The 21,309-nt window shown below is 43.0% G+C and carries 16 protein-coding genes; 4 read left to right on the top strand and 12 right to left on the bottom strand.

Features of this window, described 5'->3' with window-relative positions; translation table 11 throughout:
- Positions 1 to 22: 22 nt before the first annotated feature.
- The gene (locus ELZ11_RS14825) at positions 23 to 829 is read right to left on the bottom strand and encodes a Cof-type HAD-IIB family hydrolase (protein WP_137358197.1); all 807 of its coding nucleotides are present in this window, start codon (positions 827 to 829) and stop codon (positions 23 to 25) included.
- 192 nt (positions 830 to 1,021) lie between these two features.
- Here ELZ11_RS14825 and queE point away from each other — a divergent pair, with 192 nt between their 5' ends.
- Together queE and queC are read left to right on the top strand one after the other, a co-directional pair.
- Entirely contained in the window at positions 1,022 to 1,672 is a 651-nt protein-coding gene (gene queE / locus ELZ11_RS14830) for a 7-carboxy-7-deazaguanine synthase QueE (protein ID WP_167494700.1), read from the top strand.
- A 27-nt stretch (positions 1,673 to 1,699) separates the two neighbouring features.
- Positions 1,700 to 2,386, top strand: coding sequence for a 7-cyano-7-deazaguanine synthase QueC (gene queC, locus ELZ11_RS14835; protein WP_137358199.1), 687 nt, complete (start codon positions 1,700 to 1,702; stop codon positions 2,384 to 2,386).
- On the opposite strand, the gene ELZ11_RS14840 is transcribed toward queC, so the two are convergent.
- The 4 genes from ELZ11_RS14840 to ELZ11_RS14855 all read right to left on the bottom strand — a co-directional run bounded on the left by ELZ11_RS14840 (position 2,355) and on the right by ELZ11_RS14855 (position 6,916).
- Positions 2,355 to 4,346: a tetratricopeptide repeat-containing diguanylate cyclase gene (locus tag ELZ11_RS14840; RefSeq protein WP_244291666.1), complete on the bottom strand. Its 1,992-nt coding sequence runs from the start codon at positions 4,344 to 4,346 to the stop codon at positions 2,355 to 2,357. The genes queC and ELZ11_RS14840 overlap by 32 nt on opposite strands.
- 150 nt (positions 4,347 to 4,496) lie before the next feature.
- Positions 4,497 to 4,847 carry a DUF2750 domain-containing protein gene (locus ELZ11_RS14845; protein ID WP_137358200.1) on the bottom strand — a complete coding sequence of 117 codons (351 nt, stop codon included), beginning with the start codon at positions 4,845 to 4,847 and terminating at the stop codon, positions 4,497 to 4,499.
- 144 nt (positions 4,848 to 4,991) lie between these two features.
- The gene (locus tag ELZ11_RS14850) at positions 4,992 to 5,603 is read right to left on the bottom strand and encodes an OmpA family protein (protein ID WP_137358201.1); all 612 of its coding nucleotides are present in this window, start codon (positions 5,601 to 5,603) and stop codon (positions 4,992 to 4,994) included.
- Positions 5,604 to 5,605: 2 nt separating this feature from the next.
- Positions 5,606 to 6,916: a TolC family outer membrane protein gene (locus tag ELZ11_RS14855; RefSeq protein ID WP_374939822.1), complete on the bottom strand. Its 1,311-nt coding sequence runs from the start codon at positions 6,914 to 6,916 to the stop codon at positions 5,606 to 5,608.
- A gap of 404 nt (positions 6,917 to 7,320) precedes the next feature.
- On the opposite strand from ELZ11_RS14855, the gene ELZ11_RS14860 reads away from it, so the two are divergent.
- A complete protein-coding gene (locus tag ELZ11_RS14860; protein WP_137358202.1) occupies positions 7,321 to 13,647 on the top strand; it encodes an Ig-like domain-containing protein in 6,327 nt (2,108 codons plus the stop codon).
- A 97-nt stretch (positions 13,648 to 13,744) separates the two neighbouring features.
- Here the strand turns inward: ELZ11_RS14860 and ELZ11_RS14865 are convergent, their stop codons facing one another.
- Together ELZ11_RS14865 and ELZ11_RS14870 are read right to left on the bottom strand one after the other, a co-directional pair.
- Positions 13,745 to 14,938 carry a class I SAM-dependent methyltransferase gene (locus ELZ11_RS14865; RefSeq protein WP_137358203.1) on the bottom strand — a complete coding sequence of 398 codons (1,194 nt, stop codon included), beginning with the start codon at positions 14,936 to 14,938 and terminating at the stop codon, positions 13,745 to 13,747.
- 111 nt (positions 14,939 to 15,049) lie between these two features.
- Entirely contained in the window at positions 15,050 to 16,453 is a 1,404-nt protein-coding gene (locus ELZ11_RS14870; protein WP_137358204.1) for a methyl-accepting chemotaxis protein, read from the bottom strand.
- A gap of 91 nt (positions 16,454 to 16,544) precedes the next feature.
- Between ELZ11_RS14870 and yccX the strand changes: the two genes are divergently transcribed.
- On the top strand, positions 16,545 to 16,820 hold the full coding sequence (gene yccX, locus ELZ11_RS14875) for an acylphosphatase (RefSeq protein WP_137358205.1): 276 nt from the start codon (positions 16,545 to 16,547) through the stop codon (positions 16,818 to 16,820).
- A 27-nt stretch (positions 16,821 to 16,847) separates the two neighbouring features.
- On the opposite strand, the gene ELZ11_RS14880 is transcribed toward yccX, so the two are convergent.
- The 5 genes from ELZ11_RS14880 to ELZ11_RS14900 all read right to left on the bottom strand — a co-directional run bounded on the left by ELZ11_RS14880 (position 16,848) and on the right by ELZ11_RS14900 (position 21,289).
- Complete coding sequence (locus ELZ11_RS14880) at positions 16,848 to 17,177, bottom strand: TusE/DsrC/DsvC family sulfur relay protein (protein ID WP_137358206.1); 330 nt, start codon at positions 17,175 to 17,177, stop codon at positions 16,848 to 16,850.
- Between the two features lie 142 nt (positions 17,178 to 17,319).
- Positions 17,320 to 17,985 carry a Bax inhibitor-1/YccA family protein gene (locus ELZ11_RS14885; protein WP_137358207.1) on the bottom strand — a complete coding sequence of 222 codons (666 nt, stop codon included), beginning with the start codon at positions 17,983 to 17,985 and terminating at the stop codon, positions 17,320 to 17,322.
- A 212-nt stretch (positions 17,986 to 18,197) separates the two neighbouring features.
- Positions 18,198 to 18,962 carry an amino acid ABC transporter ATP-binding protein gene (locus tag ELZ11_RS14890; protein WP_137358208.1) on the bottom strand — a complete coding sequence of 255 codons (765 nt, stop codon included), beginning with the start codon at positions 18,960 to 18,962 and terminating at the stop codon, positions 18,198 to 18,200.
- Positions 18,963 to 18,984: 22 nt separating this feature from the next.
- Positions 18,985 to 20,082 carry an amino acid ABC transporter permease gene (locus ELZ11_RS14895; protein ID WP_137358209.1) on the bottom strand — a complete coding sequence of 366 codons (1,098 nt, stop codon included), beginning with the start codon at positions 20,080 to 20,082 and terminating at the stop codon, positions 18,985 to 18,987.
- Between the two features lies 1 nt (position 20,083).
- The gene (locus ELZ11_RS14900; protein WP_137358210.1) at positions 20,084 to 21,289 is read right to left on the bottom strand and encodes an amino acid ABC transporter permease; all 1,206 of its coding nucleotides are present in this window, start codon (positions 21,287 to 21,289) and stop codon (positions 20,084 to 20,086) included.
- Positions 21,290 to 21,309 lie beyond the last annotated feature (20 nt).

Here is a 21,309-nt window from a genome sequence, read left to right on the forward strand (position 1 = left end):
GGCCCTTTATATAGATGATTGATTAGGCGAATACAAACTTTTCAATGACGTGTGCGACGCCGTGATTGTCGTTACTTTCCGTTATGTAATCTGCAATCGCTTTTGTTTCTTCCATCGCGTTTTCCATTGCGACTCCTAAACCTGCAAACTTAATCATATGGTGATCATTCTCGGCGTCACCCATACAAATGACTTCTTCCGATTTTATGCCCAAATGCTGTGCGATAGCCGCAATACCAACACCTTTGTTGGATTTCGGGTTTAAGAATTCTAAAAAGAAAGGTGCACTCTGTACTACTGTAAACTGATCATGCAGTTCACTCGGTAATTGCTTGATGGCTTCGGTTAACTTCGAAGGCTCTGCGACCATCATGGTTTTAATGATCTGGTGATCATCTTCCAGTTGCTCAAAATCAAACTCAGTAATGGTAAGACCATTGATAGTTGCTTCAAGTTGAGTGTATTCGTTGTTCTGAGGAGTGATGAGGCCATGCTGTTCACTAAAAGCATGAACAAAGACACCAAGTTCTTTAGCGAGTTTAGCGATCCTCTTCGCTGAGCGACCATTGCTGATTTCGCTGTGGATCACTTCTTTTGTTGAAATGTTTTGAACTTTAGAACCGTTATAGAACAGAACAAAGTCATCTTGGCCGTCTATGCCTAATTCATCAAGCTTACTTTGCATACCTTCAAGTGGTCGACCTGAAGCGAGGACAACTTTGATGCCGGCTTCTCGAGCTTTGGTTATTGCCTGTTTGTTTTCGAGTGATATTTCTTTATTACTGTTGAGTAATGTGCCGTCCATGTCTAGAGCAACGAGCTTGTACATAACTTACCTAAAACGTGATTTATAATTCGTTACTGAGCATATTGAAAGTTGGTAACAGTAGCCAGTTATTTGATCAATTAGTAACTGAATTTTTCTATAATTTGACCTTCTAGCAAGAGTGTTTTAAGGTCTCGCCCTTGCGTATTTTTGATATTGGTATGAGCCGAGGCAAAGTTGTATAAAATTAACGAAATGTTTGAAACTATTCAGGGTGAAGGGTTTTTTACCGGAGTTCCTGCTGTATTTGTCCGCTTACAAGTTTGCCCTGTCGGCTGCTCTTGGTGTGACACCAAACAAACGTGGGAAGCTTTGCCAGAAGAGCAAGTTACATTAGGCGATATTATGGTTAAGACTGAGGATTCACCAACGTGGTCCCCAATCGACGCTGAAGGTATTGTCGCAGAGTACAAAAAGCAGGGTTACACCGCTAAGCATATCGTTATTACGGGTGGCGAGCCTTGTATTTACGACTTGAACCCTCTAACAGAGGCGTTTGAAGCCATTGATTGCCAGTGCCAAATTGAAACAAGCGGTACCTCAGAGGTTCTTGCTACTAAAAATACATGGGTGACAGTGTCACCAAAAGTGGCAATGAAAGGGAAATTACCCGTATTGAAATCGGCGCTTGAGCGAGCAAACGAAATTAAACACCCAGTAGGGACCACGAAAGATATCGAACATTTGGATCGTCTTCTTGAGAGTGCAGAGTTGCTAAAAGGTGTTGTCATTGCTCTTCAGCCAATTAGTCAAAAAGACCGCGCGACACAACTTTGTATCGATACTTGTGTGAAACGTAATTGGCGCCTTTCAATTCAGACACATAAATATCTTAGTATCGCTTAGATTTGCCAAGCTTATCGAGGAATAGAAATGAATAAAGCAGTTGTAGTGTTTAGTGGTGGACAAGATTCCACAACCTGTTTAGTGCAAGCGCTTAAAGAGTTTGATGAAGTACATGCAATCACATTCGATTATGGTCAACGCCACCGTTTAGAAATTGAAGTAGCGGAGACGCTTGCAAAAGAGCTAGGCGTAAAAGCGCATAAAGTGATGGATGTGACTCTATTAAATGAGCTAGCGATTAGCTCTTTGACTCGTGACGATATTCCTGTATCTCATGAGCTACAGGAAAATGGTTTACCTAACTCGTTTGTCCCAGGAAGAAACATTCTATTTCTAACATTAGCTGGTATTTATGCTTATCAGATAGGTGCAGACACGGTGATTACTGGTGTATGTGAGACAGATTTCTCTGGTTACCCAGATTGCCGTGATGAGTTTGTTAAAGCAATGAACTCTGCGTTAGTTCAAGGTATGGATAAGAAGCTAGAAATCAAAACCCCATTGATGTGGTTGAATAAGGCTGAAACATGGGCACTAGCCGATCAATACCAAGCGTTAGAGTTAGTCAGAAACAAGACACTAACTTGCTACAATGGGATCATTGGAGACGGTTGTGGTGATTGCCCTGCATGTGATTTACGTAAAGCTGGTTTAACGGATTACCTAGATAACCGTGAACAAGTTATGCAGTCTCTGGTGAATAAGCAGAAGTAGGAAGATCGATAGCTTCATTGTAGGCATCAATAATGCAATTTCGACCATTCTTCTTTGCTTGGTAAAGGGCTTGGTCGAGAATTGAATACAACTCATCAAAGTCTCTTAATGAACGTGATGTAGCCAAATAAGAAAAGCTTGCAGTGACATTCAATGGTGTGTGAGCTTCTGAAACAAACCTTGAGTTTGCGATGGTTTGATGAAGGTGGGCGACACGTAGGCTGATGTCTTGTTCTTCAACATCCGTAAGCAAAATTATAAACTCCTCTCCTCCAAGTCGGCCAATGAACTCATTGTCATTCAGTAGATCGCGGATACGTTGTGATATATGAACTAATGCTCGATCACCGGTAGGGTGCCCGTGCTCGTCATTAATCAGTTTGAAGTTATCTAAATCAAGCAATATCAATACGTGTTTATGCTCATGTTCGTTGATAGCTGGTGTCTGTTTTATTTTTTGAATTGCGGTTGCTCGATTCAAGCACTGTGTCATTAGATCTAGCTGGGATTTTAGCTTTGTTTTTCTGTTTGAAATAAAGGAAAGACTGGCGATACACAACAATAAGATCACCACCAAGTTATACATCAGTCTTTGGTTTTCCATTTGTTCAATTTGCATGCGATCTAAGCGTGACTTATTGAGTAAATTAGAGTTGCTCAACTCTTTCTCATATTGAGCTTTGGTAAGTTCCAATGCTTCGTACGCGAGCCTGTTGTTTGAATCACGAGTAGTGAGCTCTGCCTCTGCATATTGCTTGTAATACTGATAAGCACTTTGATAATCGTGGTTTAAGTTCGATAAGTCGGTTAGCTGGATCAACGTACGACTAAGATACTTGGTACGTTGGACTTTCTCTGAAAGGCTTTTGGCTAAGTTGGCATAATGAAACGCTTCATTAATTAATTCTTGATCTTCAAACATATCACTCAGCGCCAAATAGCTTTCAATTCGGATTCCGTCATGACCAAAGCTTGCTGCGCTGCTTAATGCTGTGACGAGGTAACCGTGAGCGACGTCATAATCACCTAAAGCGGTATATGCTTTACCTAAACCCAAGTTAGTCATGCCCAAGCCATATTCGTGACTAACATCGGTTAGCAATTGAAATGCAACCTTATAATGATGAATCGCTTTATCTATATAGCTTTGCACGATGTAAAGGCTGGCTAAACTATGATGAACTTGAGCTTGTTCTAACTTCGATGACGTTTGACGTAGCTTTAGGGCCTCGGTTAAGTATTCTTCTGATTGCTGGTATTGCTTTAGATCCCTCAATAGGTTGCCAATATCGTTGTAAATACCGGAGACATCGCGACCAGATGGAAATTGTTGAAGTAACTCTTGGTATGAATTCAAGGCTAGGTGGTAGTTGCCTCTAAAATAGTGATTATTGGCGATAACACGATACGCTAGGTAGCGAGGCATAGCTGGATCGTCAGCTGCTTTAATATGGTTTTCTAATGAAGAACAGTAGTAGTTGGCTTTGTGGTATTGAGCCTGTTCATTTAAAGAACGGCATAGTTGGTATTCTGTTAATATCTTTCCATCTAAATCCTGAGTAGCTTGCATACGTTCTAGAATGGATAAATAAGCTTGTTGTGCGTCGCTGTAATTACCTCGACCATCGTTAGCTAGCGCATTAATAAATTGCTCTTCTAGAGCGTTAAATTGAGCGTCTAATGAGTCACCACCAAAATAGGGCTGTTGGTTGTTTGTCATAAAGCTGTAGAGCAAAGAACTAATGTAAAGTTTTTCTCCAGAGGCCTCCAAACTAGAGTATCGGTCTTGAAGCATGTTTAGGGCGCTGTTTTTATCTGTATCAAGCTTATCTAGGTAAACTTCATGCCACTGTGCTTTTTTGCTTTGTACAGGAGGAGAGGCGAGCTCGTTACTTGCGTAAGAGAAACTCGGAAGCAGTGCGAAAATGAAACAAGTGATAGATAGCTGGAGAGTCGGCATATTTCTTATAATTATTTGATAAGGAATGCCATTCTAAGTTTAACAGATTGAGTTCGCAATTTTATGCGGGTAGAAATATGAAATGTGCGATAAAGTTCGCGGGCGGTAAGGGGATTGTAGGCCGCATTAGGTTATGCGGCCTCATACATACTAGATGTACAACTTGGCTAGATCTGAAGGCTCTAGTTCTTTACCTTCTAAACTTGCATTCCAGTTAGTACCAACTAAAACGCCATCTTCAGCTAGTGTCAGTAGCCAGTCTTCAACGAAGATATCTAGTGGGATTTCTAGAACTTCAAAGTCAGCCCATTCTTCTACGTTATGAGTTTCAGCATCTTCCTTGCTTGACCAAAATGGCATCACTTCGCTGTTTTCGAATTCAGTTGAGTCACATGCTAGCCAACCTTCTTCGTTACGAAGACCCCATACCAGCTTGTTCGCTGTAGTCTCTGAAACAAATAGTTCTAGGTTTGCTTGGATGTCAGCAGTTAGTTTACTCATTAGTTAGCTCTCTATAATTTGAACGCCGATAGAGTAACACTATAGATTTACAAGGTACATAATAAAACTATGCTCTTAGAGAAGAGGTATGCCCTTGGTCGTTAATAAAAGAAAAGGCTAGCAGATAGCTAGCCTCAATTGTTGTCATTTATCTATGGTAGTAAATATATGCCATTCTTCTTTCACGTTGCCTTTGAACCCGACGACACTCGCGACAACCTTTCGATTTTTTGCATGACTTAATTCATCAGTTCCTTTTTCAGACAAGTTTTCATCGCCATAACCAACAATTTTAATACGAGTGTGACTAATTCCGTTTCCTATGAGCGCTTGCTTAACGTTATTTGCACGTTCTTTAGATAGCATCAAATTGTGTGAAGCCTTGCCGGTTTTACTTGCATAACCCTGCAATTCAATCGAGGTGCTAGAATATTGCTTAAGAAACCCTGCCATTTCACGGATTTGTGTAAGAAATACGGGGTTAACCTCAGTTGAGTTATTAGCAAACAATACATGTAGTTGCATTTTTTGGGATGTTTTGACAAAAGTACCGCACCCATCATTGTCTAACTCTGCACGAGACGGTGTATCTGGACATAAGTCACGCGCGTTGATAACGCCATCATTGTCATCATCGAGTAAATCTGACGCCTGGTTTGCTATTGGAGTCGCGCGGTACTCAAACTCATCATCTTGTGATGCAAGTGCGTTAACAGAAATAGGCAATAGTAAAAGTGGCAATAATTGTTTAAGCATGATTAATATTCCACCTTCTCATTCCATTCTTCTGGCACATCAACACGAAGCGCTGTCAGTAAGTTGCCTGTCGCATTCATTACGCGGTACTTAGCGTATTGCTCATCATATTTCGCGTCTAGGTAACCTTTTCGAGCTTCGAATAACTCATTTTCAGTGTTTAATAAATCCAATAGAGTACGTTTACCTATACGGTATTGTTTCTCATAGGCGATAACCGTTTCTGATGCCGAATCGACATGATCTGACAAGAAGTCTTTTTGCTGTAAGGTTAGGTCTAATGCACTCCAAGATAGCCTTAAACTTTCTTCAACCGTGCGGTAAGTACGTTCTCTTAAATCTTTCGCTTTATTTAACTGGTACGCTGCACTTTCTGCACGATCTGAATCTGCGCCACCGTTATATAGATTGTATCTCAGACGCAGCATAGCCGAAAGTTCGTCACTGCTGCCTTCAGTACCACCTGCATCATCTCGCCAAGTTTGAGCGGCTTGAAAAGATAGGGTTGGATAGTTGGTGCTTTTGCTTTGTTTATATTGGAATTTCGCAGAGTCGACATCCACTTGAGCAATCTTAATCACTGGGTGATGTTCTAAAGCTTGTTTTAAAGCGCCATCTATCGTTAATGGGATAGCGGTTGAATCTGCGCGAGGGAATACTAAGCCTTGCGGTGATTGACCAACGATTCGCATGAACTGTGTGTGGGTATCAAACAGGTTATTTTGCGCTGCAAGCAAATTACCGTGGGCTTTCGCGATACGAGCTTCGACTTGAGTCATATCCGCAATTGACCCAATGCCGGAATCTACACGTTTTTTAATATCACGATAGATGTCTTTGTGGGTCGCGAGATTACTCTCAGACAAAGATAAAACTTCATATGCCTTAACAGCATCCAAATAAATCTTCGTAACTTCAAGTGCAATATCTTGGGCATCGGATAATAATTGGAAGCGCACAGACTCTGCGTCCGCAGCGGTACGGTCGATATCATTGAGTGTACCCGAACCGTCCCATATTAATTGAGTAAGAGTTAGCGTCGCTTCCTTACGAGTTAGCTCAGTACCTTCATTATTATTTGATGCTAAGTTGGTTTCTTCATAGCCGATACCAGCGTCCAAATCTATGCTTGGTCTATACGCTCCGCCAGAAGCATCATGAACATATCTTTTACTTATATATTCATTAAACGAGCTTTTAATCTCAGGGTTGTTTTGTAATGTGAGCGATACTGCTTGCTCTAAGGTTTGCCCTAAAGAAGGAAAGCTCAACGCGATAAGTGTGCTTAACGTACTTTTTTGAATCCAGTTCAACTTGCTTCTCCAAAAAGCATGCAATCAATGCGTGAATCTTATTAGAATCTTAGTCTCAAAATTGAGAAAGTGGAAATTTAGTGTCAATAAATTAACACATCATAATCACAAATGATAATTGTACAGGCTGTTGAATGTGAAAACATTGTTGCATAGCCCATAAGATAAACTTCTATCCTAAGTATTTGAAATTATATTTTTCAAAAGCATAAATAAACACAATTATGAGATCTTGGTTCTAATAAAATGTTGTGACCTAAATCTAGTCCTGGTTACTGGGATGTTATCAGTATGTCGTTTTGAAGTGTCTTATATACTTGTCAGTGTTATATTTAAAGTAATTATGATTATTTCAAGTCAGAAAATTGACGCTGCATGTTGATTTACGGGATTTAGAGGCTTTTATGGATTTATCGACTTTGATTGCTGGTGGTGCTCTTACTATTGGGCAACGTATCGTTTTAGATATAAACGGTAATATCAAACTGCTGGAACTTGGTGAGTCACCTCAGTTTGGTGATGTTGTGCTGGAGTCGTTCAGTGGCAACCCAGATGCTACTCCAAAGGTATCTAGAATATCTGAAGAAGGTGAAGTCGATATAACTAGCGAAATTGAAGATATTTTCGCAGCTCTTGAAGAAGGGCAAGATCCTACCCAATTAGATGATGAGTTCGCCACAGCAGCGGGTGCCGGAACAGGTTCGAGCTTGGTATCGGCAGGCAGCGTCGAACGTGACGGCGCTGAATCCATAGCTGAAACTGAATTCGATACCGCAGGTCTTGAATCATTAGGCCTTTCAACCACACAAAGTTTGGCTTTGCTTGAAGCCTTCAATAGCGAATCCGGTACATCAGCTTCTGATACGACAGCGGATGCGGACAGCAACTTTAGCGTGACCGTGGCTTCAAGCGACGAAATCACCAATGCTGAAGAAGCCGACGATGTGAGCGTGACGCTAGGTGGCGTGGACGCGGATGCCGTGAGCGTGAAAGTGACGTTCAGCGATGGCACAAACAGCGTGGTTGTGGACGCGACGGAAACAGGCGGCGTCTGGAGTGTGGCGGATGCCGATCTGACATCACTGACCGACGGAAACATCACCGTGACGGCGCTAGTAACCGATAGTTCAGGGAACGCCAAAGAAGTGACCGATACGCTGCTCTTGGATACCGAGCTGAGCAAACCAACCATCGACCTGGTTGACGGCAGCGATACTGGCGTCAGCAACAGCGACAACCTGACCAACGATACGACGCCAACGTTCGCACTGGGCAACATCGACAGCGATGCAGATACAGTCGAAGTGTTCGACGGCAGCACCAAGCTGGGCGATGCGGTGCAGGCGGGAGACGGCAGCTGGAGCTTCACGCCGAGCACGCCTCTGGCGGACGGCACGTACGACTTGAGCGTGAAAGTGACCGACGATGCGGGCAACGAGAGCAGCTCTGACGCACTGAGCGTTGAGGTGGACATCGAGCTGAGCAAACCAACCATCGACCTGGTTGACGGCAGCGATACTGGCGTCAGCAACAGCGACAACCTGACCAACGATACGACGCCAACGTTCGCACTGGGCAACATCGACAGCGATGCAGATACAGTCGAAGTGTTCGACGGCAGCACCAAGCTGGGCGATGCGGTGCAGGCGGGAGACGGCAGCTGGAGCTTCACGCCGAGCACGCCTCTGGCGGACGGCACGTACGACTTGAGCGTGAAAGTGACCGACGATGCGGGCAACGAGAGCAGCTCTGACGCACTGAGCGTAATGCTAGATACAGATGAACCAACAGTAGTTATAACAGCAACAGACACCAACCTATCGGCAGGCGAAGCAACCACCATCACGTTCCAGTTCAGTGAAGCGGTAGAAGGCTTCGCGGAAGAAGACATCACGGTAGCTGGCGGTACGCTGAGCGGGCTAACGCAAGTAGATGGCGACACCTGGACAGCGACGTTCACGCAAAGTGGCAACGAAACCCCGAGCGTGACCGTGACCGATGAAAGCTACACCGACGTGGCGGGCAACCAGGGTGCGGAAGGTACGCTGAGCTTAGATAGCATACAGGATAAGCCAGAAGCACAAGATTTCTCAGTTGGCCTGAACAGCCAGGGTGAAGCGTCATTTACATTTGATGGAGGTCAGTCTGGTTCACAAGATAATGTTTCGGACCAAGAGGACGACATTTCAGGTACTCCGGTACAAATCGTGATGTTGGAAGAGCCGTTGTTCGGTACGATTTATGACGTTTCATCGGGTACGCCTGTTCCAGTTAGTGCTAATACGGCGATTAGTAGTGAAGCTCAACTTGAGTATGTTGAAGACACCAATGCTGTTGACAACTTAGACTTTGTTGCTTCGCAGTTCTCATCTGAAGTTAATTCAGGTGCTAGCTCAGTCGATTTCTTGAATGGCTCCGTTTCTATTTCGTCCGGTAGTTACACCGGGAATGGACCAACACCAGGCAATGTATCTTCTTCAACTACTTATCTGTCTTATGTGAGTGGCTCACAGAAGGATGGGTTTGGTGTAAGCACTGCGCCTAGTTCAAACAGTGAGTTAGACGTTACTAGCAAAGAGTTCATTTCAATCGACTACAGCGACAGTGGTGCTGTTATTACTGAAGCGAACGTCGAATTTGGTAGTGTATATAGCCACTATAATGAAGGACATAGTGCGGAAGGTGAGATCAATATCGTTGCATTGGATGCTGATGGCAATGTGGTTGCTCAATTTAACTATGATGCTGACGAAGACAATGGTGATCTCCCACTCGTCATTGATAGTAACGGTGTAGCAACGGTTAACGTAAATGTACCAGGTGGTTTTACTGAACTAAGAGTCTATACCACTCAAGATGGCTCCGATTCACCAACTACCAACTCGAACATCACACTAAAAGGTGTTGATGTGGTAAGTGCGGAACTAAATGAGGTTATTGATTATAAATCTTTAGACTCTGATGGCTTGTTGAGTGACGAAACGGCTCAGTTAACTATTTCTGACAATACTGTAGAGTTAGCTCCTGTTGCTCAAGATGATACGGTATCTGTATTCGGTGGATTGTCAGGTTACTATTACGCCTCATCCGAAAGTGTAAACGGCAATTTGGAGTCAGTTCAAGATGCGCTTGACGTAATAGCGAGTAAAGATCCTGACCTAACGTTCGATGCCAAAGATATCAACTACACGTTGGATGGGAATGGAAATGGGCTGAGCTCTCAAACTCAGTTCGAAGACTTCTTAAATAATGATGCTTCGTCGGTAGAAGGTACGGTTGGCAGCCATACTGATGGCGTAGTACAAATGAGTGGTTCGGTCTATCTGGAACCTGGTGATTACGCGTTTAAAGTTACGGCAGATGACGGATATACAATAATTGTTGATGGCGTTGCTGTTGCAACTGTTGATGAAAATCAGTCTTCAACGACAACACTGCATGATTCATTCACTGTAGATAGTGCGGGTTATCATTCGATTGAAATTGTTTACTGGGATCAAGGTGGAGCGGCTAATTTAGACATTAATCTAGGTACTGTTGACGCAAATGGTAATTACGACAATGGCGAACATGATTTAAATGATTTCCCATTAATCGGTGACGTTCTTGCAACAGATGAAGGCCAACCACTGGTTGTTAATTCTAGTTTACTGTTGGCAAATGATTATGACTCGAACGAAGGAGATACATACTCTATAGTCTCTGATGGCTTTAGTTCTGATGATGGCCAAGTCGCTTATGATGCGGTTACTGGTGAAGTGACATTTACTCCTAACCCTGGCGTAACAGGTACTGCTAGTTTTACCTATACCATTGTCGACAGTACAGGCCTCACTGACACTGCTGTTGTTACAACATCAGTTAATCCTGCGAGTGACGGTTTAACTGTCACAGCAAATATTAGTACGCCAACCAACAACGTTTTTGATTCTATCATCACAAATATCGAAAATTCATTGAGTGGTAAAACAGTGGACTCTACCGGTGACAGCTCTGATAACCACTTGGAAACTACCGGGACTTGGGGTTCTTGGGTCGATGGCCTAGAAGGCGACGATACGATCGTCTACGGTAGTGGAATGCACATGCAGGCTCGTGGCGGCGATGATAATGACACTATCGTAGGTAGTGATGGATCGTCGACTGTCTTGACAGAGGACTTACAAGGTGGAGATGGGAGTGACACCCTTATTGGTGGTTCTGGTGTCTCATCGAGTATCAATCTTGTAGGGGATGATGTTAATGAGGTAGGTGATGACGTATTCATATCGAGGAGCCCAACAACAACGACGACTTATTATGGTGGTGCAGGAACCGATGCTGCTTATTTAACGGGCAGCAGCGCAGATTACCAATTTACTACAGTTGGCGCTTCGGACTTTACTTTAGTGCACTCCGGCACTGGAAACGCCAATCATGACTTTTATAGTGTTGAATCCCTTTACTTCTCAGACGGTAAGTATGAAGTTCAGGGTAATGAGTTAGTTCAAGTCGCTGAAGTATATGAACTAAATATTGATATTGACCTAAATGACAACGATGGCAGTGAAGTTATTACGTCGGTTGTAGTGAGTGACGTGCCTTCAGATGTAACACTGTCACTTGGAGATAAGCAGGCCGATGGAACGTGGGTTATTTCGCCTTCAGATCTTGATAGTGAAGGGAAAGTTACACTCGTCGTCGAAGCTCCTTTAGGTACAGTGCCGGTTCTTACTGTTACTGCAGGTGCTCAAGAGGTAAATAGTGCCAATGAAGCTGTCGACCTACCAGAGTATGCGCAAACACAAACTGGCACTATCGTTACTCCGAGTGGAGACGCCAATGGTGATGACACTATTATAGGGCTCGACGGTGATGACGTGTTACTTGGAGACAGTGGAGGTATTCAGGATAACTCTACAGCGCCAACTAACTATAACTTGGCTCTAGTTGTTGATACGTCCGGAAGTATGGGTAGTACACTAAATGCAAATTCTAACCAGTCAAGGCTTGACGTGGTTAGAGCGGCATTGATTTCTATGTTGGCGGACATAGCTGGCCATCCTGGTGTGATTAACCTAACGTTAATTGGATTTGAAAGTTCAGCTTCAGTCAAAATTGATATAGATGATCTTGATTCTAATGATCTTACTTCGACGGTGAATGATGCGATCAATGCACTTTCTGCTGACGGTGGTACGAACTATGAAGCGGCGTTCGATTCTGCGAAAGATTGGTTCGATGATCAGCCTTCAGGTTATGAGAATATGACTTTCTTTTTAACCGATGGCATTCCAACGGTATCAACTACAAGCGGTAGCAATAATGGTTCTACCACCGAATACAATGAATTTGTAGATTCAGTGTCGGCATTCCAAGAGCTGTCTACTGTATCTTCTGTTCGTGCGATTGGTATTGGAGATGGTATCAATTCTGATATTTTGGAGTACTTTGATAACACTGATAGTTCGGGCGCATCGTATTCAACAAGTACTGAAGTATTAGCTGACTTTACTAATAGTACCGGTGAAGCTTGGAGCTTAAGTAACTTCACCGTAGTCGGTGGCTCTGCTCAAGTCGTAAGTTCACGTGTTCATCTAGTTGATGAAGGTAGCGTTTCTGGTGCTACCGTTATGACTAGCCCTCAGTTCACAGTTGCAACTGACTCAGCATCTGTTATTACTTTCACGGCATCTCAAGGTGACGACTTCGGAGGAGGGGACACCTTTACGTGGGTTGTTCAGAAGTTTGATAGTCAATCACAAACTTGGGTTGATGTAACATCAGGTAACGGTACTGGCACGATTGAAACTGACCTGCTATATGAGGGCACTTACCAGTTAGTGCTATCCGTGTTCGAAGACCAATCTGGATACACTGCTGATGTGTACTTAGATGACTTCTCTATGCTGAGTGTTACAGCGCCTACGGGGAACGTTGAGATAGTGAATTCCGCTCAAGACCTACAAGCAGTACTAGATGAAGGTAGCCAAGAGATTACCTTATTACCAGTTGGTGATGATAACGTTAATGGTGGGGCAGGTAACGATATCTTGTTTGGTGATGCTATTAATACTGACAACTTACCGTGGAGTGAGAATGGTCTGACTCGCCCTGACTCATTGGCTGATGGTTCTGGGCTAGATGCGTTAACCACGTTCCTACAAATGTTAAATGGTATAGCGCCGTCAGATGTAGAAGTTTATGAGTATGTGAGAGAAAACCATCACCTGTTTAGTGTCGATGGAGATACTCGTGGCGGTAATGATACTGTTGATGGTGGCCTTGGTGACGATATTATTTACGCACAAGGTGGAAACGACATCCTCATCGGTGGCTTAGGTGACGATATTCTCACCGGGGGAGATGGAGATGATATCTTCAAATGGGTTGATGATACGTTAGCTAACCATGAAGACGTGATTACCGATTTCCATGTGAATGAAGATCATATTGATATTTCTCAGCTGTTACCTGAAGAAAACACCATGGGAGACTTACTTGCTCATATTTCTGTAAGTAAAGAAGGTGATGATGACCTTAAGATTACCATTTCAGAAAATCAGAAAGATGCTGATGATATCGGAGATACTCAAGTGATTTTATTGGAAAATGTCACAGGGCAAGAAGTAAATATCGGTGGCGTTACCACTACCTTAGGTGGTTTAGATGCGGATGGAAACGGTAGCTATACGGGGGATGAGTTGACCAACCTAGTTAACTCACTAATGACCAACCTACCTAACTCATAAAGGAAAAGGGCCGAAAGGCCCTTTTTTGTATTTTACTAAATCCAAATTTATGAAAGCTCGAAGGCTACCAGTGTATTTCTTGGATCCCTTTATACGCTTATAAAACCTTGCAGGCAAAACCTTTTAGGTAGAAGCCTTCTGGGTAAGCGGTATCCGTTAGATGGTCTGCCGCTTGCTCGAAACGTTCAACAAACTTAACGCTACGTTCTGCATCAAGCGCTGCATCTGCGATGATTTTCTGGAATAAGTCGGTTCCCATGAGGCCAGAGCAAGAGTAGGTCAGTAATGTACCACCAGGTTTTAATATTTGCATCGCTAACATATTAATATCTTTATAGCCGTTAGCACCTGAAGTCAGGTTGTTTTTGCTTGATACAAATTTTGGCGGATCCATGATGACGACATCGAATTTTGTACCTTGATCACGGTATTCTCTAAGTAGTTTAAACACGTCTGCGTTTAAGAAAACTGCGCGCTTTTTAGAAATATCGAAGCCATTGATTTCAGCATTGTGCTTTGCAGTGTCTAATGCTGTCTGGGAAACATCGGCATTAATAACACGCTTCGCGTCACCTTTTAGAGCATATAGCCCGAAGCCGCCAGTATATGAAAAGCAGTTAAGAACATCTTTATTCTTAACATATTTCATTGCTTCTTTACGGCTATCACGCTGATCTAAGTAGAAACCTGTTTTGTGCCCCTCTACGATATCAACACTAATCTTGACGCCATTTTCTTCAATGACGACGGATTTAGGTGGCTCTTCACCATGTAGAACACCTACCGTTTGCTCTAGTCCTTCCTTCTTACGTACTGCAACATCTGAACGTTCGTAGACGTGACAACCTGGGAAGCAATGCACAAGGGCTGCAACCAATTGTTTTTTATTGAATTCAGCGCCAGCACTTAATAATTGGCAAACCAAATAGTCTTGGTATTTATCAATAGTAACCCCAGGTAAACCGTCAGATTCTGCTGCGATTAAACGATAGCCAGTGAGCCCATCACGTTCGATGATATCCTCACGTAACAATTGTGCATTTTGGATTCGTTTTATGAAGAACTCTACATTGATTTCTTCTTTTTCAAAACTCCAGACTCGCGCTCTAATTTGGGAAGTAGGGGAATAAGCAGCTTTAGCTAGCCATTTGCCATTTTGAGCAAATACATCAACAGTTTCACCTTGCTGAGGTTCACCCTCTACTTTGTCGATACCACGAGAGAAAACCCAAGGGTGCTTACGGCGTAACGATTTGTCTCGGCCTTTCGCTAGATAAATTGCTGGAGTCATAGTTAGATCTTTTAGTTGTCTTTGAAGGGGCTGTATTGTCGTGGATGATTGTGTGAAAAGCAAATACGAAAAAGGGCCGCATTAGCAGCCCTAAGAGTTAGTATGGAAAGTCTATGCCTTCAAGCCAGTCAACAAGCTTTCCATTGAATCACTTTGTTTACGTAATTGGTCAACATTACTATTTGTCATACTGATCATTTCACACACATTGTTAGATTGGTTACGAATCTCTTCAACGCTGTGTGCGATGTTGTCTGCCACGACACCTTGCTCTTCTGCTGCTGTAGCAATCTGAGTGCTGCTGTCTGAAATAGATTGGTTCTTCTCAGCCAGTGAGCCGATTTCAACATTAACTTCCGCCATTAGGTTCTGGCCTTCGTTAGCATTGGTTACGGTTACGCCCATAAGGGTCGTAAGTGATTGGCTATTACGTTGTAGAGCTTCGATCATCGTTTGAATTTCTACTGTCGCTTGTTGTGTACGAGCAGCAAGCGCACGAACCTCATCGGCTACAACTGCAAATCCACGCCCTTGTTCACCGGCACGAGCAGCTTCGATGGCTGCATTAAGAGCTAACAGGTTGGTTTGTTCTGAAATAGCATTGATCGTTGTGACTACTTCATCGATTTGTGCGGCGTTAGCATCTAGCTCTTCTACTGCTTGCGATGCTGATTGTATTTCACTTGATAGGCTAGAAATAGAGCTCAGTGTATTGGACACTTTCACTTGGCCACTTTCTGCCACGCCACGAGCATCCATCGTTTGAGAGCTGGATTCGTGTGCAAGGTTTGCTACTTCGCGAATAGTCGCTGCCATTTGCTCTGTTGCACTTGCTAGGCCGTTTAAGTGTTCTTGCTGAGTGTTTGAAATGTCAGAACTCTGCTGAGTCGACTGATTTAAATCTGAGCTGATTTGCTGCATCAAAGCGACAGATTCTTGGATAGATAACACCATTTGTTGTTCGCGTTCTGCAACTTTGTCAATGGTGATAGCAATTTCACTGAACTCATCACGGACTGGGAAGTAATTCATTCGGCTAGTTAAATCACCACTTGCCAATGTCGTTAATGATTTATTCATAGCGAACATTGCGCCACCAATGAAAGTCATGATGTAGTATACGCCTAGTGCAATAAGTGACAATGTCACAGATATAATTATCACTTGAGTTGTAGTCAAAGAGGTCCACAAATCTTGGTCGTGGTTTGCTACTAAACTAAAAGCGCCATTCATTACCGAAATGGCTCCAGCACCGCTACCAATTGATATTGTGTCAGAGCTTCTTAATAAGCTGACGACTTGATCACGGGACAGATCTCCAGCCTCGATGAGATTTTTCATTAAAAGCAGTTCTTCTTGGTACAGGTGAGTGAGTAACGAATCTGCTGCGCTGTCGAGAACTAAGGTGAGGATGATTAAAGCAATAAGTGGGAGAACGAAAAGTAAGTAAAACTTTTCTTGGATTTTTAAGTGAATGAGATACTTGTCAATCCAGCGAAACGGCATTTCTTTCATAATTATTATTCTCAGTTTTCTTTCCACACGAAGTGTGTGCGTGAATAGATACTGGCAATCATATCATTTCTGTAAATTTAGAGGCAACGCTATGAAACACAAATACAAGATGTTCGTCGTGTCTGGCGTCGTTCAGGGAGTAGGGTTTAGATATTATACGAGTCAAAAAGGGCTTCAGCTTGGGTTAAAGGGCTATGCTAAAAACCTACCTGATGGGCGCGTAGAAGTGCTGGTATGTGGTGAACCCGAAGATGTAGAGCTAATGGGTAAGTGGCTTATCAAAGGACCAGTTACTGCTAGGGTGGATAGTTTAGACATGGAAGATATCGATAGTCGGGTAATATACCGTGGATTTGAAATACTGTAGGTCCCTCTACAGCATATACGAGTTGGTCTATAAGCATTTAGCAGGTTTTGGTAGCCCTGCCAGTTTTGTCGCTTGTTTTGCTGGGCCTTTTTTGAATAATTTAAATAAATACTTGCTGTTGCCTTTTTCTGGCCCATGAGCCTTTTCCATCGCTTTGACTAACATGCGAACCGCTGGTGAGGTGTTGAATTCTTCATAGAAGTCACGAACGAAATGAACCACTTCAAGGTGCGCATCTGTCAACTCAATGCCTTCATCGTCAGCTAGAATTTGGATCATGCCTTCTTCCCATTGAGTGTGGTCGAGTAGGTAGCCTTGTGCGTCAGTTTCTATTTGATTGCCTTGATATTCAAACATTTCATTATCCAGTAAATATTGTAACTCTTATAGTTAGGGTACATGAGCGTAAGCGCTTTTCCCAAGTAATATTGAGTTAGCAGGTACAAAAAAGCCCAAGAGATTAACTCTTGGGCTTTTGGTATTTGTAATAGACTAAATATTAGTCGTCGCTGTTCATAATACCTAAAATGCTAAGCAGGCTAATGAAGATGTTGTAGATTGAAACGTAAAGGCTAACAGTTGCAGAGATGTAGTTAGTCTCACCACCGCGAATGATGCTTTGAGTGGTTAGCAAGATTACACCTGTTGAAAACAGAATAAACATACCGCTCATTGCTAGTGATAGTAGTGGCATTTGCAAGAAGATATTTGCAACCATACCAACTAAAAGAACAACGAAACCAGCTAACAGCATGCCATTAAGGAATGATAAGTCACGCTTTGTTGTTAGTGCATAAGCAGAAGCACCCATAAACGCAAGGGCTGTACCACCAAGTGCAGTTAGGATTACGTCACCCATTCCTGCACCAATGTACATGTTCAGGATTGGACCGATTGTGTAACCTAGGAAACCAGTAAATAGGAATGTGAAAACCAGACCCATACCGTTATCGCGGTTCTTTTCAGTTAAGAATAGTAAGCCGTAGAAACCAACTAGCATGATAATCAGGCCAGGGCGAGGCAAGTTCATTGCCATAGATACGCCTGCAACCACAGCAGACCAAAGCAATGTCATAGAAAGTAGAGCATAAGTGTTACGCAATACTTTGTTTGTTTGCAAAGCACTTTCTTTAGTTGCTGTGCGGGTAAACATAGGGCTGTTCATAATCTTCCTCGTAAGGTGACTTCATAGTTATTAGTTCATTTATGGGGCTGAAAGTTCAGAAAATCAAGTCTTCCAATCCCTATGAGTAAATAAAATAATAATCAAAATAACTGGTTAAGTGTTTTTGAAGGTGTAACACAATGTTACTTGTTTCCACATTATAAACAAAAAGGCGACCTAAGCCGCCCTTTTAAGTAACATTTTACAACATATTAGTGATGTAAGATTTGGCTCAGGAAGTTTTGCGTACGATCTGACTGTGGATTTTCGAAGAAATCGACTGGATTATTTTCTTCAATAATTTCTCCAGCATCCATAAAGATCACCCTGTCGGCAACTTCCTTCGCGAAACCCATTTCGTGGGTTACGCAAAGCATAGTCATGCCTTCTTCCGCAAGCTCTACCATTACATCAAGTACTTCACGAACCATTTCTGGATCGAGTGCTGATGTAGGCTCATCAAACAACATCACCTGCGGGCTCATACAAAGAGAGCGAGCGATAGCTACACGTTGCTGTTGGCCCCCTGAAAGTTGGCCTGGGTATTTGTCTGCTTGATCTGGAATCTTAACCCTTTCAAGGTATTTCATCGCGATCGCTTCAGCTTCTTCTTTAGGCATTTTCTTCACCCAGATAGGAGCCAATGTGCAGTTTTCTAAAACAGTAAGGTGAGGGAATAGGTTGAAATGTTGGAAACACATACCTACTTCACGTCTTACCGCTTCGATATTTTTAAGATCTTCTGTTAGCTCATTTCCAGATACGAAAATATGGCCTTTTTGGTGTTCTTCTAGGCGGTTAATACAACGAATCATCGTTGATTTGCCTGAGCCTGAAGGGCCACAAATTACAATCTTTTCGCCTTTCTTTACTTCCAGGTTGATGTTTTTTAGTACGTGGAATTCACCGTACCATTTGTTCATGTCTTTCAATTCAATCATGAGTTGTTTTGAATCGTTGTCTAGTTGCTGCGTCATAATACGTCCTTGATCTTCCTAATTATCGTTTGTGACCGGTGTGAAGTTTGTTTTCTAGCCATATCGAGTATCTCGACATGCCGAAACAGAACACCCAGAACACTAACGCGACAAATACATAACTTTCTGTTGCAAAACCTAACCACTCTGGGTCGGTGTTCGCAGCTTGTCCAATACCTAATACATCGAACATACCGATGATGAGTACCAGACTGGTATCTTTGAACAAACCAATGAAGGTGTTCACGATTGAAGGGATAGTAATTTTCAGTGCTTGAGGAAGAATGATTAATCCCATTTTCTTCCAATAGCTTAGGCCTAGAGCGTCGGCTGCTTCGTATTGGCCCTTAGGGATCGCTTGTAAACCACCACGAACCACTTCCGCCATATAAGCTGCACTAAACAGCACCACACCGATCAGAGCGCGAATCAATTTATCGGTTTCAGAGCCTTCCGTTAGGAATAAAGGAAGCATTACTGACGCCATAAATAGAACAGTGATGAGTGGAACGCCACGCCAAATTTCAATGTAGACCGTACACATACTGCGTATGATTGGCATCTCAGAGCGTCGACCCAGTGCAAGCGCTACACCTATTGGTAGAGATACTACGATGCCGACAAGCGCGATGATCAGCGTCACCAGTAAGCCGCCCCATTTATGGGTTTCAACGACTTCAAGACCGAATACCCCACCATAGAGCAACCCAGCGATAATGAACGGGTAGATGTTTACAAAGAACAGCCAGATCCATGTACGCTTAGGCGTTCCTTCGTAAGCCAGTAAACCTACAAAAACAGCTAAGGTGAAGTAAAATAGGCGAGGGCGCCATAACTCAGCTTCAGGGTAGAAGCCATACATAAATTGTTCCCAGCGTACGCTGATGAATACCCAACAGGCGCCATCACTTGTACAAGCATCACGAGTCGTACCAATCCAATCCGCATTAATGATTGCCCAGTCAAAGATTGACCAGATCAAAGAAAATGCAAAGTATCCTAATACAACTGTCACGACACTGTTTACAGGGCCATTAAAAAGGTTTTTTCGTAACCACCCCACAAGGCCAACTGTGTTTGCCGGTGGTGGGAGGTCAGGTTGAAATTGATGTACGTTCATCTTATCTCTCCACCAATGCTACTTTACGGTTATACACATTCATCAATGCTGAAGTGAGAAGACTTAGTGTTAAGTAAACTCCCATCGTCATTGCGATGATTTCAATTGCTTGACCAGTTTGGTTAAGCGTTGTACCTGCAAATACAGAAACTAAATCCGGATAACCGATCGCCATTGCAAGCGAAGAGTTCTTGGTTAAGTTTAAGAATTGGCTCGTAAGCGGCGGAATAATGATTCTTAAAGCCTGAGGAATAATAACAAGCTTAAGTGTACGAGAACGAGGGATGCCTAGTGACATCGCAGCTTCAGTTTGGCCGTGGCTTACCGCATTAATACCAGAACGAACGATTTCTGCTATGAATGAAGCGGTATAGATACTCAATGCGAGCATCAGTGCTGCAAGCTCAGGGATAATGCTAATTCCCCCTTTAAAGTTGAACCCTTTCAGTTCAGGATACTCAGCAGAGATTGGCATTCCCATAATGAAGTAAGTCACCACTGGTAGACCGACGATTAATGCTAAAGCAATTCGTCCCATTGGTGTCTGTTGGCCTGTTAGCTTTTGTTTATTATTAGCCCAAATATTTATTACAAATGTAGCAATGATGCCGGCAACAAATGCCGCGATAACAAAACTACTGCCTTGTTCAAAAATAGGTGCTGGGAAATATAAACCACGCACATTTAAGAAAATAGCTTCGCCTAAGCTCATACTCTGACGAGCAGAAGGGAGTGCTTGTAGTACAGCGAAATACCAAAAGAAGATTTGTAGAAGAAGAGGGATGTTTCGGAAGATTTCAATGTACACGGCAGCAAAACGACTAACTAACCAGTTAGAAGAAAGTCTTGCAATACCCATTGTAAAGCCAACAACGGTGGCAAGGATAATACCTAGAACCGATACTAGCGCTGTGTTCAATAAGCCGATAACGAAAGTCCTTCCATATGAGAAGGTTTCATCGTATTCGACTAGGGTTAAACCGATACCAAAACCGGCTTCTTGTGTTAAAAAGTCGAAACCTGTGGCGATACCACGGGCGTCTAGGTTAGTGAGGGCGTTATTTACGATGGTGTAAATAAAAGCGCCAAGTGCGCCTACTGCAAGAAGTTGGAAAACAACTGAGCGAAAGGTAGGGTTGTAAAGAAGGTTGGCACTCTTAGCTTGCGGTTTTTCCTGAGATGGAGAAAGAGTTTCATTAGGTTTCATACTGCTATAACCTCAAATCC

Source organism: Vibrio profundi, from assembly GCF_005281835.1.
Classification (GTDB): Bacteria; Pseudomonadota; Gammaproteobacteria; order Enterobacterales; family Vibrionaceae; genus Vibrio; species Vibrio profundi.

Bases quoted from the DNA above. Each gene is read 5' to 3' on its own strand.
- ELZ11_RS14825 (WP_137358197.1), bottom strand. From the start codon at position 829: ATGTACAAGCTCGTTGCTCTAGACATGGACGGCACATTACTCAACAGT.
- queE (WP_167494700.1), top strand. From the start codon at position 1,022: ATGTTTGAAACTATTCAGGGTGAAGGGTTTTTTACCGGAGTTCCTGCT.
- queC (WP_137358199.1), top strand. From the start codon at position 1,700: ATGAATAAAGCAGTTGTAGTGTTTAGTGGTGGACAAGATTCCACAACC.
- ELZ11_RS14840 (WP_244291666.1), bottom strand. From the start codon at position 4,346: ATGCCGACTCTCCAGCTATCTATCACTTGTTTCATTTTCGCACTGCTT.
- ELZ11_RS14845 (WP_137358200.1), bottom strand. From the start codon at position 4,847: ATGAGTAAACTAACTGCTGACATCCAAGCAAACCTAGAACTATTTGTT.
- ELZ11_RS14850 (WP_137358201.1), bottom strand. From the start codon at position 5,603: ATGCTTAAACAATTATTGCCACTTTTACTATTGCCTATTTCTGTTAAC.
- ELZ11_RS14860 (WP_137358202.1), top strand. From the start codon at position 7,321: ATGGATTTATCGACTTTGATTGCTGGTGGTGCTCTTACTATTGGGCAA.
- ELZ11_RS14865 (WP_137358203.1), bottom strand. From the start codon at position 14,938: ATGACTCCAGCAATTTATCTAGCGAAAGGCCGAGACAAATCGTTACGC.
- ELZ11_RS14870 (WP_137358204.1), bottom strand. From the start codon at position 16,453: ATGAAAGAAATGCCGTTTCGCTGGATTGACAAGTATCTCATTCACTTA.
- yccX (WP_137358205.1), top strand. From the start codon at position 16,545: ATGAAACACAAATACAAGATGTTCGTCGTGTCTGGCGTCGTTCAGGGA.
- ELZ11_RS14880 (WP_137358206.1), bottom strand. From the start codon at position 17,177: ATGTTTGAATATCAAGGCAATCAAATAGAAACTGACGCACAAGGCTAC.
- ELZ11_RS14885 (WP_137358207.1), bottom strand. From the start codon at position 17,985: ATGAACAGCCCTATGTTTACCCGCACAGCAACTAAAGAAAGTGCTTTG.
- ELZ11_RS14890 (WP_137358208.1), bottom strand. From the start codon at position 18,962: ATGACGCAGCAACTAGACAACGATTCAAAACAACTCATGATTGAATTG.
- ELZ11_RS14895 (WP_137358209.1), bottom strand. From the start codon at position 20,082: ATGAACGTACATCAATTTCAACCTGACCTCCCACCACCGGCAAACACA.
- ELZ11_RS14900 (WP_137358210.1), bottom strand. From the start codon at position 21,289: ATGAAACCTAATGAAACTCTTTCTCCATCTCAGGAAAAACCGCAAGCT.